Origin of the sequence: Sulfurovum lithotrophicum (assembly GCF_000987835.1) — a bacterium.
Classification (GTDB): domain Bacteria; phylum Campylobacterota; class Campylobacteria; order Campylobacterales; family Sulfurovaceae; genus Sulfurovum; species Sulfurovum lithotrophicum.
Genome location: NZ_CP011308.1, coordinates 533559 through 547365, shown reverse-complemented (window position 1 = coordinate 547365; position 13807 = coordinate 533559). Strand labels below are relative to the sequence as shown.

Genomic DNA, 13807 nt, shown 5'->3' with positions numbered 1-13807 from the left:
AAGCTAATCTGCTTCCATATAGTGTGATCCCAGGGATTCTGTGCGTGCCAATGCCGCCTCAACGATCGCCGAAGCCGTATTGAGACGCAGCTGAAGCAACCGCCCGATCTCATGGTTTTTCATATCATAGATCAGGTTTTTCGCTTCATGAAGCCCTTTGGTCGTCCTGATAATCCCTATATCCTCCCACATCACCTGACGCAGTCTCTGTTTATAGGATTTATCGTTTTCTTTGTGCAGAATATTACCGTAATCTTTCTCAAATTCAGGTGTTTTGATCTGCTGATGTCCCCTGTCTAGAAGATGATCAACAGCACGCTTGGCAAAGACCACTCCTTCAAGCAGAGAATTCGAGGCAAGACGGTTCGCACCATGCACACCGGTACATGCTGCTTCTCCGATGACATAGAGGCCTTCCATACCGGGAATACAGCCGTTCACATCACACTTTATCCCTCCATTGGCATAGTGGAATGCGGGAGATATTGGTACCCTATCCTTGGGGAAATGGTACCCCAGCGCCGCAAAGGTACGGGTAATGTTCGGAAAGCGTTGTTCGAACCACTTCTCCTCAAACATTGAGAAGTCAAGATAGGCCTGCTTACCCGTATTGCGTTTGTGTTTGAAAATGCCACGCGCCACGATATCCCGGCTGGCCAGTTCACCGCGTTCGTCATACTCAAAGAGGAAACGTTCGCCATCCTCATCGACCACATGAGCCCCTTCGCCTCTAAGCGCTTCGGTCAACAAAAGCTTTCTTGCATAAGGGGTATCGACAAAAACCGTCGGGTGGAACTGCATGAATTCCATATCGCTCAGTTCGATCCCTTTTTCAACGCAGATACCGTGAATATCGGCTGAGACGGTCCTGGAGTTGGTATTGTAGGCATAGAGTGACCCGACACCGCCTGAGGCGATGATCACATCATCCGCGTAAATGGTCGTGGGTTCATAATTGACCGTCGCTTTGACACCGTAACATCTGCCGTTCTCAATGAGCAGATCGTACACCAGTGTATTTTTCTGTAACTGGTGTCTGTTCTGCACCATCATAAAGTAATGCATATAGCGTCCCGTGGCATCCCCTCCGGCATGAATGATACGCGGAACCGAATGGGCTGCCTCTTTGGTGTAGAGGATATGCCCATCCTCCGCACGGTCGAATTCCATACCTTTTGCAATGATGTCAGGCGTGGTCTCCAGAGAAGTTCTGGAAAGGATTTCAACGGCTTCTTTCACATTGTGGTAGGCACCGGCAGCCATGGTGTCTGAAACATGCAGCGGTACATCTTCCTCATTCAGGGCCGTAGCCATCCCTCCCTGGGCATAAAAGGTATTACACTCCCAGGGAATATCCTTACAGACTACCAGTACTTTTTTACTTTTAGGCAGCTGCATGGCTGCATACAGGCCCGCAATTCCCGCACCGATGATCAATACATCATACTTTTGCACATCATTCCTTCATTATGAATTATTTGCCCGAATGCGATGCATTCGTATCGGCTACATAGACCGGATTGGTCTTGTACCCACATCCTGACAATACGATACAGCAAAGTGATGCTATAATAATTGTATGAAAAAAGTCTCTGCGATTCTCTCTCATCTTACCAACCAACCTCAGTTCAGATCTTTGAAGCAGCATGCCTGTTACAAAAAGTATATCTCGCTGCTTGGTGCAAAATGGCAGAAGGCCATCGCCTTTGTCTATATACAGAACGATACACTTTTTGTCGCCGTGACACATCCCGGCTTCAAAATGGAACTCAATTATAATAAAGATATATTAAAGGGCGTATTAACCCAGCTCGCAAGTCATGACAAAAGCTGTGAAATGCTCCAGCAGGCAGGAAAGATCGTCATTTTTCACAGCAAGTACCGTTCTGCCATGACTGAGGAAACGGACAATGCAACCGTTCCCTACTATAATGAACTCGCCTCAGCCGATTTCATTATTGAAAGTCAGGATGAAGAACTCAAAGAAAAATTCGAAACGATCAAGAAACGGATCAAAACACAGAGGGAAGCAGAGCAGTCATGATATCCACGGTTAGATCACTGCCGGATTCCCCCGGTGTCTATCAGTATTTTGACGACAAGGATAAGCTGCTCTATGTCGGAAAAGCCAAAAGCCTCAAGAACCGCATCAAGAGCTACTGGCGTTTTACACCGACATTCATTCCCAATCCCGGCCAGAGCCCCCGTATCATCAAAATGCTGCATGAAGCCGTACGCCTTGATTATATCATTGTAGAGAGTGAAGAGGATGCCCTGATCCTGGAGAATTCTCTGATCAAACAGCTCAAACCCAAATACAATATCCTGCTTCGGGATGATAAGACCTACCCCTACATCTATATTGACGAATCAGAGGCCTATCCCCGTTTCGAGATCACCCGAAAAGTAGTCAAGGGTAAGAAGATCACCTACTACGGCCCTTTCCCCAATGGCGGCAGAGCCCTGTTCGATGCGCTCTATGAAATCTTCCCCCTGGTCCAGAAAAAATCCTGCCTTCACAAAGGGAAAGCCTGCCTCTTCTACCAGATCAAAAAGTGCCTGGCTCCCTGTGAAGGCAAAGTCTCGAAGGATGCCTATGCCGAGATCGTTAAAGAAGCAAAACAGGCGATCACCAAACGCAGTATACTTACTAAAACACTGCAGGAGAAGATGCAAAAACTAGCCGTACAGGAGCGCTTTGAAGAAGCTGCCGCCCTGCGCGACAGTATAGAAGCAATCTCTTCCCTGCACATCTCCTCGAATATCGATCTTGCCAATCAGATGGATCTGGATATCTTTGCCATCCTCAACGGTGACGAACGTGGGGTCATTGTCAAGCTCTTCATGCGCAACGGAAAGATCATCTCGAGTGCCTACAGCTACTTCAGGCATACGCATATTTTTGACTGCAACGAGGCATACAGACAGGCACTGCTGGAATTTTACACCATCGACACTCCCTATGTCAGCAAAGAGATACTTACCGCACACCACTTTGAAGATGCCCTCCAGGTCGCCCGGACGCTCAGCAGCCGTTTTGAAAAAAAGATCAGTATTGAAACACCGCAGAGAGGTCCCAAGGCAAAACTGGCAAAACTGGCCCTCCAGAACTGTAAGGAACTCTTGAAGAAAAAAGACAATGACACGATCATGGAACAAAAGATAGCCGATCTGCTGGAACTCTCAACCATCCCATACCGCGTTGAGAGCTTTGACAATTCCCATATGATGGGTGCCGCTACGGTAGGAGGAATGGTTGTATGGGATGAAGGAAAATGGGACAAACACTCCTACAGGCGCTACGAACTGCATGCACGGGATGAATATGGCCAGATGAAAGAGATGCTCACTCGGCGCATAGCCGACTTCAAGACACAGCCTGCTCCGGATCTATGGATACTCGACGGGGGACAGGCCAACCTCAATCTTGCACTCTCCCTCCTCAAAGACGCACAGATAAACCTGGATGTCATCGCCATTGCCAAAGAGAAACTAGATGCCAGGGCACATCGCGCCAAAGGAGCGGCCAAAGACATTCTTTATACTGCAGCCGGCATCATTGAACTCAAACCCAATGACAAACGCCTGCAGTGGATTCAGAAGCAGCGTGATGAAGCACACCGTTATGCCATTACCTACCACCAGAACAAAAAGCGCAAAGAAGATACACAGGTCTCACTTCTGAACAAAAAAGGTATCGGCAAAGCAACGATAAAAAAACTCATAGACTACTTCGGCACATTCGAAGCCATTGCCCATGCCAGCAGTGAAGAGATAGAGAAAGTTACAAATAAGAAAATTTCCAATATTATCAAAAATAATAATGGTGAAATGTAGCCCATTTGATATTTTTTACTAAAAAAGCACTCTAAAACCATTCTTTTCAAGGCATTTTCAGATTAATTGTTATAAAGTCTTATTATGGATTTTAGTCGTCTCTACAGAGAGGCTGCTTCAGTCAAGGGAGGAAGATTCATGCAAAGACCAGATCCTGTAGATCAAGAATATAAATTCGAGGACGGATTGATCGTAAGTTCAACGGACCTCAAAGGCATTATCACTTATGCCAACCGTACATTTTGCAACATTGCCGGATATACCAAAAAAGAACTGACAGGCAAGAACCACAATATCGTTCGGCATCCGGACATGCCCAAAGCCGCTTTCAAAGAGTTATGGGAGACGATAAAAGCGGGGAAAGAGTGGACAGGTATCGTCAAGAATCTCAGAAAAGACGGAAAATACTACTGGGTTTATTCGCATATTACACCTATCATGGACAAGGAAGGTGAAATAACCGGATACACTGCGGCAAGAAGACCCGCCACCACTGCAGAAATCGAGGAAGTCGTGCCTGTCTATAAAAGAATGGTAGAAGAAGAAAAAAAGTAAACAAGGAGTTGTTCATAACATGTACTACATAACAAACCAAAACGGCCAAATTATCGCTGCAAGTTCTGACTTGTTGGCACTGCTGCAGGTCGACAGTATCGAGGTACTTTACAAAAAAATAGCCCTCGATGCCATCGAACTCACAGCTGAGGAAAAAGACATTATAATCAAAACTCCTCTGGATGAAGCACATTACAAGAAAGAAGAAGAGATACTTTTAAGTCTTCTTGGAGAGATGACACTTATTCGCCTTACTGAAAAAATTTCAGGAGAAATCGGCATAGCGGAGGAGTTGCCTTCTTCTGTCGAAGAAAAGGAAGAAAAACTCTTACTTTTGGAAAAAGAGTCAGTTATACCTGAATCGAAGAGTAAAGAGAAAGAGGAAGAAGCTCTTTTCGAGATCAGGGAGCCAGCTGATGAGCAAGAAACATCAGTTCCTGAAGCTAAAGCCAAAAAGCAGGAAAAAGTGCCGGAAGACGATCTCTTCGACCTTATCCTGCCAGACAATGCAGAAGAGACTATCGGTGAGATAGAAGACAAAGCAGTACTCGAAAAAGCTGTCGGCCCTATCTATATCGATGTAAAAGAGATTGCCCAAAGCATCGGCATCTCACCCGAAGACTACAACACTTTCCTCACAGAGTACATCGATACGGCACTTTCCCTCGAAGATGACCTCAGAAGTAAAGAGAAAAGCAAACGCACCGCTGCGACACATACCCTCTTCCATCTCTCCAACGTACTGCGTTTACCTGTGGTCACAGAGATCATTGAACAACTCAAATATACCGAAGATGAAGATATTGAAAGTTCCATCCAGAGTTTCTACAACACACTGAGCAGGCTGACTACTACCAAACCAAAAGCTGCTGCAGGAGAAAAAGAGATTCCTATCAAGAAAGAGATAAAGCCTTCTGAAGGGTTTGGTACCATCGATCTTTCCAATGTCAAACCGATCTATTTCGACTTCCAGGTAGAACAGGCGGCAAACGAGCTCAGCCTTCCTGCTGAGTTGATCGAAGAGTTCATCCACGATTTCATCAAGCAGGCACATGAAGAGACGGACAAAATGCTCAAAGCCTATGAAAAAGGTGACCTGGAAACGATCAACAAGATCGGCCACCTGCTTAAAGGGACAGCAAGTAACCTGCGTATTACGCCGCTTGCAGATACTCTGTACGAGATACAGTTCTGTGAGGACAGCAGTCAACTGGAAAAACTAATCAAAGAATACTGGGGGCATTTCATTGCTTTTGAGACCCAGTTCGAGCTCACATCAAAAAACAAAGGAAAATAGACAATGACTATACGTAACAGACTCAAACTCGTAGCGATGGTACCTATTGTACTGCTCCTCCTGCTTTCAAGTTATTTCTTTATAACTTCATATGTCAACTTCGAGAAAGCAAATGCTCTTAAGACCATATTGACAAACAATGCCATATTGGGCAAGTCACTTACAGCCGTGGGTAAAGAACGTGGTCTTACCGCTCTTTACATGGGAAGCGACAGAAAAAGCTTCAGTGAACCGCTTATAAAACAGCGCAAAAGTACAGATACTGTTTTTGCAGAGCTCAAACGTTCTCTTAAAACTTCCGACACGACCTATCTTCCTTTTCTTCTCAGTCTAACGGGGGAAGGGAAGCTTCTTGATTCGCAGAAATACAATCAACTACTTACAAACCTGCCTAAAGTTGACAAGATCAGAAAAGAGGCGGATACACAGGGCAGTGATTTCAAGAAAGTATTTTTTGACGGCTATACCAAAACACTGGCCAGCCCTATCTATAGCAACCTTATCCAAATCAAGAACTTCTCCCTTGACAATGAAATCTCTTCACTGATCTCTACACTGACACAAATATATACGGTCAAGGAGAATGCCGGTCTTGAAAGAGGGTTTGTTTCCTACTACATGACCAAAAGAGCTTCCATGTCATTCGAAGAAATCGCTCTCTGGGACAATTTCAAGACAAAAGCAAATATCTTCGATATCAATGAAATAACCGACCCGCAACTGCGTAAAGGGGTCTTTGCGATCCTTAACTCACCCAAAGCGAAAGAGATCCTGACCGAGCTGGCTCAGACATCTTCAGCTATTCAGACCGATGTCGATAACGGCGACTATGCGGAAGAACCTATTGACTGGTTCAGACTACAGACACAGAAGATCTCACTCTTTGCCAAAGCGGAACTTGTCGTCTCAAGCACACTGTGGAAAAAGAGTGAGGCATACCTGCAGGAGCAGTTGACACTTCTCGCGATTGCATCGGCTATTCTGATCCTCAGTTTGATTCTTGCCTATCTCGGATTCTCAACGACTCGTGATATTACAAGAAACATCGAAGAGCTTGAAGACGTACTGAACAAAGCCGTTGATGAAATGAAGAGCAGTGACCACTATCTTGCATCCGACACCTCTTACATCGAGAACATTGATCTCGATACTCACGAAGGTACTAAAGAGGCTTACCGCTTCCTCGAAACACTGGTCGAAACTGCCAAGGAAGACAAACTCACAGCACTACAGGCCAATGAAGCCAAGTCACTCTTCCTTGCCAACATGTCACACGAGATCCGTACACCGCTTAACGGTATTGTCGGATTTACCGAGATCCTCAGAAGTACCGACCTTGATGACGAACAGAGAGAATTCCTCTCCATCATTGACAAGAGTTCGGAAAATCTTCTAAGCATTATCAACAATATTCTTGACCTCTCCAAGATCGAGAGTAACAAGATAGAGATCGAGAATGTGGTATTCGATTCTGCCGAAGAGTTTGAAAGTGCTGTTGAAACCTATGCGGTAGGTGCTGCTGAGAAAAATATCGATCTCAACTTCTATATGGATCCAACCATCAGTCCCAAACTTAAAGGCGATCCGACCAAGATCAAAGAGATCCTTATCAACCTTCTGAGTAATGCAATCAAATTCACTTCTTACGGCGGTGAGATCAACCTCGAAATACACAAGGTACAGGACGAAGACGACAGAATGCCGCGTATCAAGTTCTCCGTGCAGGACAATGGTATCGGGATGACCAAAGAGCAGCAGGAGCGTATCTTCGATGCCTTCTCGCAGGCGGATGTATCAGTCACACGTAAATACGGCGGTACAGGTCTGGGTCTGACCATTTCAAGCCAGTTCGTCGAACTCATGGGTGGTACGCTTGAACTTGAGAGTGCCAAAGACCAGGGAACGACATTCTTCTTTACCATTCCTTTTGAAGAGGTCATTTCAACAGAAACGAACTATGCGCATGCCTTTACAGATATGGTCATCGGAAAATACCAGCAGGAGATACCAAGCAAACTTGATAGCTATCTTGCTTCATACTTCGAATACTTTGGTCCGGAGGTCAAACGCTTCGAAACGATCGATGAACTTAGAGACCTCAGCCAACTTGATGAATGTAAAAGCTACTGGATCGATATCGACAAGGCAAAACAGAACATTATTGATGCCGTCTCCAATATAGACAGATCCAAACTGATCGTTATTGCCAATGTGACCAGCCGTAACAAGATCGAATCTATGAATATCGACCAGGGTAATGTCATCTTTAAACCGGTGACACTTACCAAGCTCAAAGAGGCTCTGATCAAGAGTGCAGAGAGCTTACCGCAACTTGCAGAAGAGGCACTGCCGACACATGCAACGATGTTCGACGCAGATGTACTGGTAACCGAAGACAATATCATCAATCAGAAACTGATCAAGCGTATTCTGGAAGAACACGGCATTACCGTCGACCTTGCAAACAATGGTCTGGAGGCCTTTGAAAAGAGAAGGAACAACAACTATGACCTGCTCTTCATGGATATCCAGATGCCGGTCATGGATGGTATCGAAGCAACTCATGAGATCCTTGACTACGAAGAGGACGAGGAGGTACCTCACGTACCGATCGTTGCTCTGACCGCCAATGCACTCAAAGGGGACAGAGAGAGATTCCTAGGTGAAGGTATGGATGAGTACATTACCAAACCAATCGAAACAAGTGAACTGCTTTATATTCTGAACAAATTCCTGTCCGACAAAGCAAAAACAGTCACGGCAGAAGAGAAGAAAGAGCAGATTGAAGAGACAAAAGCGATACAAAAGGAATCAGCCAAAGAGGTAGCCGCTGCCAAAGCTGAAGCAGAAGAGGAAACCATCTCACTTGATGATGTAATCGCACTTGACAGTATAGACAATGAGGCTCCGGCAGAAAAAAGTGAAGAGAAAAGTATTCTCGTAGCCAAGAAATTCATTCTCGAGAAAAGGGTCCTCTCCAAAGTTCTCGACAACCTGGGATATAAGTACTCCATACTTGACGATACAGATGCATTACAATCTGAGATCAGTTCAGATAAATACGATATTGTCTTTGCTGACGAAGATCTTATCGATGAGAGTATCAGTAAGAACAATGAAAATATCGCTATAATCACGTCCGTGAATTCCAAAGAAGAGATAGAATCTCTGATCAAAAAATATAGAGGATAGAAAAGATGGGATTAAAAGTATTAGTGGTTGATGACGATTTCATCAACAGAAAACTGTTGCAGACTCTTTTAAAGAAGAACCCTAAAGTGACAGATATCATTGAAGCAGAGAATGGTTCTGATGCTCTGGAAAAAATGAAAAAAGACCCCAGTATCAACCTTATTTCTGCTCGATATCATGATGCCGATCGTAGACGGAATTGAGTTCCTGAAGATCTTCCGGCTGGACATGGCAAACGCCCATATTCCCGTTATCGTACTCTCCACAGATGATACGAGAAAAACGGAAGTCTTTGACAATGGTGCCAACGACTTCCTGAGAAAACCGGTCAAAGAGGAGATGCTTACTGCCAAAATAGAGCAGTGGTCTTGACTAAATACTAAGTGCTATTATGAGAAGATTTTCCCTATCTTCTCTTTCGTACCACGTAACTTCTATTTTACAAATACTTCTGACAATACGTCATCCACATTCGAAACACCGATTATCTTGATGTTGTTCTTGACCTCACTGGGGATATCGTCCAGGTCACGTTCATAATTTTTCTGGGGAATAAGTGCTTTGGTCACCCCCGCTTTGTAAGCAGCAATGAGCTTCTCTTTCAGACCGCCGATAGGCAGGACCTTCCCTGTCAGTGTCACTTCACCCGTCATAGCTACCCTGTTATCTACTTTTTGGTTGCTTAGAATGGAAGCGATCGCCGTTACCATAGTAATGCCCGCACTCGGCCCATCTTTAGGTGTAGCCCCTTCCGGCACATGGATATGCAGGTCATAGCGTTTATAAACCTCGCTTGGATCAACAGAGATACGCTCCTCTCTCTCTTTCGCTGTATGAGGGATACACGAAGGGCTGATCTTCAGTTTCTTCTCGTCAATGAGTATCTTCACTACAGAATGGGCGATACGTACAGACTCTTTCATTACGTCGCCGAGACTTCCGGTAAGCTGGAGCATCCCCTTTCCTTTGATCTTGATAGCCTCAATGGTCAGTACATCTCCTCCAACAGCTGTCCAGGCAAGCCCACTGACGACACCCACCTGCGGTTTTTTGTCCACAAGTGATATTTCAAATACCTTCTTGTCGACAAAATGTTCCAGATTCTTTTTCGTTATGGTAATATGGTCTTTAGTACTGTCTTCAAGCAGCATACGTGCACTTTTTCTCATCAGTCCCGCAATGCGTCGACGCAGGTTTCTCACCCCCGCTTCTCTGGTATACTCATCGATGAGTATCTTCAAAGCCTTGTCAGAGATAGAGAATTCTCTACGCTTAAGGGCATGCTTCTTCAACTCCTGCGGTATCAGGTAGCGTTTGGCAATCTCGAATTTCTCTTTTGGCGTATACGAGTTCAAGCCGATGAACTCCATTCTGTCACGCAGCGGTGCGGGAATACGTCCCACATCGTTGGCTGTAGCTATGAAGATTGCTTTACTCAGATCGATGTTGAAGTTCAGGTAATAATCCCTGTATTTACTGTTCTGTTCGGGGTCAAGTATCTCCAGCAGTGCCGCAGTCGGGTCTCCCCGCATACTGCGCCCTACTTTGTCTATCTCGTCGAGAACGATGACAGGGTCCATGCTTTTGGCCTCTATGAGCCCCTGCACCAGACGCCCGGGCATCGCCCCGACATAGGTTCTTCGGTGTCCGCGCAGCTCATTTACATCTTCAAGACCACCCAGTGCAATGCGCACAAGCGGCCTGCCCAGTGCCGTAGCAATGGAGTTTGCCAGTGAGGTTTTTCCCACACCCGGAGGCCCTGCAAAACAGAGGATGACACCGCCTGTTTCTTTCTGCTTGACCCCTCTGAGTTCCGCCAATTCTCTTACCGAAAAGAACTCGATAATACGCTCTTTGGGTTTTTCCAGCGAGTAGTGGTCCTTGTCAAGCTCATTGGCGACCTCTTTGACACTCAGGTTCTTCTTGGTCAGTTTCCCGAACGGTACTTCAAGTACCCACTCCAGATAGGACTGAAGTACATTGGCATCGGCAGAATCCGGATGCATCCTGGCAAGGCGGTCAAGCTGCTTGCTGATCTCCTTGTAGGCATCCTCGGTCAAATGCGGTTTGAGCGCTTCCACTTTTTCCCTGAAAGCGGCTATCTCCTCTTCACGCTGCGTATCCATACCGAGCTCATGCTGTATCTCTTTGAGCTGCTCTTTGAGGAAATACTCTTTGTTGGTCTGTTCTATCTTCGTATGTACCTTGGTACGTATTTCCCTCTGTACCTTGGCAGACTCGATCTCGGAGGTCACAACATCGATGAGGCCGAGCAGTCTTTTCTCGATGTCCGGTTCGATGTAAAGCGCATAGGCAACTTCTTTGTCCAGCTTGAGCATGGAAGAGACAAGGTCTGCAATGCGGTTGGGTTCGTCATTCTCTTCGATGGTACGCACCAGGTCTGCAGGAAAGTGGCTGCTGAGCGAAGAGAGTATCTTGATCTTGTCACGCAGCACACCCATAAGCGCATCGACTTTGAGCTGATCGTAGCCGTCCTGTTTGACGATATCGATGACCGCTCTGTTGAACTCACCCTCCGCCGGTTCGATGATCTGCCCGCGGGCCAGTCCCTGAAAAAGTATCTTCACTCTGCCGTCGGGGATGTGTACTTTACGCATGATGGAACCGACCACCCCCACTCTGTACATTGCATCAAAGTCACGACTTCCCTCTTTGCCAGGAACAGAAGAGGTTACGAAAAGAAGCGAGTTATTCTCCATCGCATCGGTAGCCGCATCAATGTCTTTCTGGTCGGAAAGAAAGATCGGGCTGATCATAAAGGGGTAGAGAAAGAGTTCATCCTCTACCACGATCGGCAGTATCACCGGAAAATCATCATAATCGCTAAGTTGCATAGTAATTATTTCCTTTTGAATATTGGTTTGAATTATTAATTATTTATAAGTATATCAACAGAGGGTTAACATCCGGCAATTTCATGGATATCGAATGATTTTTTCTTGTTCCAACGCCAAGCATTGGAACGAGTTAAAAAGCCAAGGTTTTAGTCGAAGATCTTCCCGATAATCCCTTTTTCAGGCGGGGTGATGTCCGCCATCTCCACGACAGAGCCTTTGTTCTTTTCTCTGTATATCTTGGCCGCTTCCGGTTTTCCGGTCCTGTCATACAACGCTGCAATATTCTCATTGAGCAGATACTGGGCCATATGCAGTCTGACCAGTATGGTTTTGACAAGTGGCGTATAGGTAGAACCCGGATAACGCAGCAGGTAACTCCCCGCCCCCTTGATACTGTCCATAATGAGCTTCTGGTCTTTATAGACATCTTTGATCCCGAGGAAAGCTGCTTTGAGTTTCATATATTCTATGTATTCACGGTTCTTCTCTCCCCCAAAACGCTTGTTGTACTCATCTAGGTAGTAGCCGGCAAGCAGATACTCCTCATTATCCATATGTGCGACGGCAAGCATCATCATCGCCGTCTGCATCAGTGGAGAACGCATATGCTCACTTTTCAATGAAATGTAGTAGGCATCCGCCTTGTCCATATTCCCCGAAGCGATGCTGTCCCCGATCTTCTGGTACCAGTAGAGCGCAGGCTTGTTGAACTCCGCAACTTCGTCGTCGTCCTTGGAACATCCCGCGAACACAAATACCAATGCCAGAGCGATCAAAATACTTTTCTTCAAATTCATATCCTGTTTCAAGGGCACCTCTAATAAGCCTAGATGATCATAACATCTCTAGCTTTTGTCTAGGCTAGGCACTCTTTTGAAGTCCTAGCAGTAGCTAAGTCAAAAAAGAGTAACGACGCATAGGCGAAAGCTAGTGATGCCCGCAGGGTGGCTTTTGCAAACGCAATCTTTCACAAGATGCTTACTTCATCTTAGCTTTGGCTAGGACTTGAAAGCCTCTTGCAAAATCTCACATTTGCAAAACCCATTATGAGTATCTAGGCTTATTAGAGATGCCCTTATGTTATCTTAACTATTATCATATCTTAAAGTGTGTAAAAAACGTATTAGTCTGCCAATGATGCGGGCAGCAAAGCACCTTTTATGCCATAATCATTTCATGTTATAATGGTTTTCCAGATCTATGAATCATTTTGTCCTACTATATAGGCATGTCCGGTACCTTTCTCTATCCTGATGACAAGATCGGGTATACTTGTATCGTCAAATTTAAAGGTCAGATCACAGTTTGATGTCAGAACGGTACTGTAGTCAGGAGTGGAAGAACCGCTAAATCCGGTATGCGGTCGTCCCATATGATCAAAGCCTACATATCTGGCAGCATCGGCATCTCCTCCCCCGCAACCAGTGAACATATTGGTATTTTTAATGCCATATTTATGAGAAATGAAAATATTGGGAGAAGCGCCATTATTGACACCGCTGGCACACGATGTACCGGCAGCTCCCAGCATTCTCTTACCATTCAAAGGATCCACAGCTGCTTCTGCATTGTCAATATTTCCCCCTCTGTTTTCATCGGATCCGACATAGTAAAAAACATCCCCTTCCGCAGCAAGACAGGTACGGACTCCAAAACGCCAGAATGCTTTTTGCCAGTCTGCATTTCGCGGATCGGTTACATCATCCAACAGTGCCATATGTTTTGTATAACGAATGGCAGAAAGAATATTGTCAGCAGCTTCCTGCCTGATATCCCGTTCCATTCTCGGTATGGCCAGTGCTGCCATAATTCCCAGCACAACAATAACAAAAACCAATTCTATCAAGGTAAATGCTTTATACTTCATAATTTGATACATCCTAAACTTGAACTTCAATTTGATTATTATAACATAAGTTTTTTCAACTGTATATTTCACATACTAACAGATAGAAATAAGAGAAAGTAATTTTATATTTGTTTTATCTAAAATATGCTATTCTTTAATATAAAAGTATTGCACTTTAAAAGATGGGTTTGCTGCAAAAGAAAATGGAAGATTATGTAT

At 45.2% G+C, this 13807-nt stretch carries 11 protein-coding genes; 7 read left to right on the top strand and 4 right to left on the bottom strand.

Annotated features, from left to right (window positions below):
* Positions 1-3 precede the first annotated feature (3 nt).
* Entirely contained in the window at positions 4-1455 is a 1452-nt protein-coding gene (gene nadB / locus YH65_RS02570) for an L-aspartate oxidase (RefSeq protein WP_012083662.1), read from the bottom strand.
* 124 nt (positions 1456-1579) lie between these two features.
* Between nadB and YH65_RS02565 the strand changes: the two genes are divergently transcribed.
* From YH65_RS02565 to YH65_RS11750, 7 genes are all read left to right on the top strand, one after another.
* Positions 1580-2044: a DciA family protein gene (locus tag YH65_RS02565; protein ID WP_046550499.1), complete on the top strand. Its 465-nt coding sequence runs from the start codon at positions 1580-1582 to the stop codon at positions 2042-2044.
* A complete protein-coding gene (gene uvrC / locus YH65_RS02560; RefSeq protein ID WP_046550498.1) occupies positions 2041-3837 on the top strand; it encodes an excinuclease ABC subunit UvrC in 1797 nt (598 codons plus the stop codon). Before YH65_RS02565 ends, uvrC begins: the two co-directional genes overlap by 4 nt.
* A gap of 84 nt (positions 3838-3921) precedes the next feature.
* A complete protein-coding gene (locus YH65_RS02555) occupies positions 3922-4392 on the top strand; it encodes a PAS domain-containing protein (protein WP_245609214.1) in 471 nt (156 codons plus the stop codon).
* 19 nt (positions 4393-4411) lie between these two features.
* Complete coding sequence (locus YH65_RS02550) at positions 4412-5689, top strand: Hpt domain-containing protein (RefSeq protein ID WP_046550496.1); 1278 nt, start codon at positions 4412-4414, stop codon at positions 5687-5689.
* 3 nt (positions 5690-5692) lie between these two features.
* Positions 5693-8881: an ATP-binding protein gene (locus YH65_RS02545; protein WP_046550495.1), complete on the top strand. Its 3189-nt coding sequence runs from the start codon at positions 5693-5695 to the stop codon at positions 8879-8881.
* 5 nt (positions 8882-8886) lie between these two features.
* Complete coding sequence (locus YH65_RS11755) at positions 8887-9084, top strand: response regulator transcription factor (RefSeq protein ID WP_342666060.1); 198 nt, start codon at positions 8887-8889, stop codon at positions 9082-9084.
* Positions 9059-9253, top strand: coding sequence for a response regulator (locus YH65_RS11750; RefSeq protein WP_342666059.1), 195 nt, complete (start codon positions 9059-9061; stop codon positions 9251-9253). Before YH65_RS11755 ends, YH65_RS11750 begins: the two co-directional genes overlap by 26 nt.
* A 62-nt stretch (positions 9254-9315) precedes the next feature.
* On the opposite strand, the gene lon is transcribed toward YH65_RS11750, so the two are convergent.
* From lon to YH65_RS02525, 3 genes are all read right to left on the bottom strand, one after another.
* The gene (gene lon / locus YH65_RS02535; RefSeq protein ID WP_046550494.1) at positions 9316-11736 is read right to left on the bottom strand and encodes an endopeptidase La; all 2421 of its coding nucleotides are present in this window, start codon (positions 11734-11736) and stop codon (positions 9316-9318) included.
* A gap of 149 nt (positions 11737-11885) precedes the next feature.
* Positions 11886-12536, bottom strand: a complete 651-nt coding sequence (locus YH65_RS02530) for an outer membrane protein assembly factor BamD (protein WP_052746193.1) — start codon at positions 12534-12536, stop codon at positions 11886-11888.
* 401 nt (positions 12537-12937) lie between these two features.
* Entirely contained in the window at positions 12938-13606 is a 669-nt protein-coding gene (locus tag YH65_RS02525) for a pilus assembly FimT family protein (protein WP_046550492.1), read from the bottom strand.
* Positions 13607-13807: the final 201 nt, after the last annotated feature.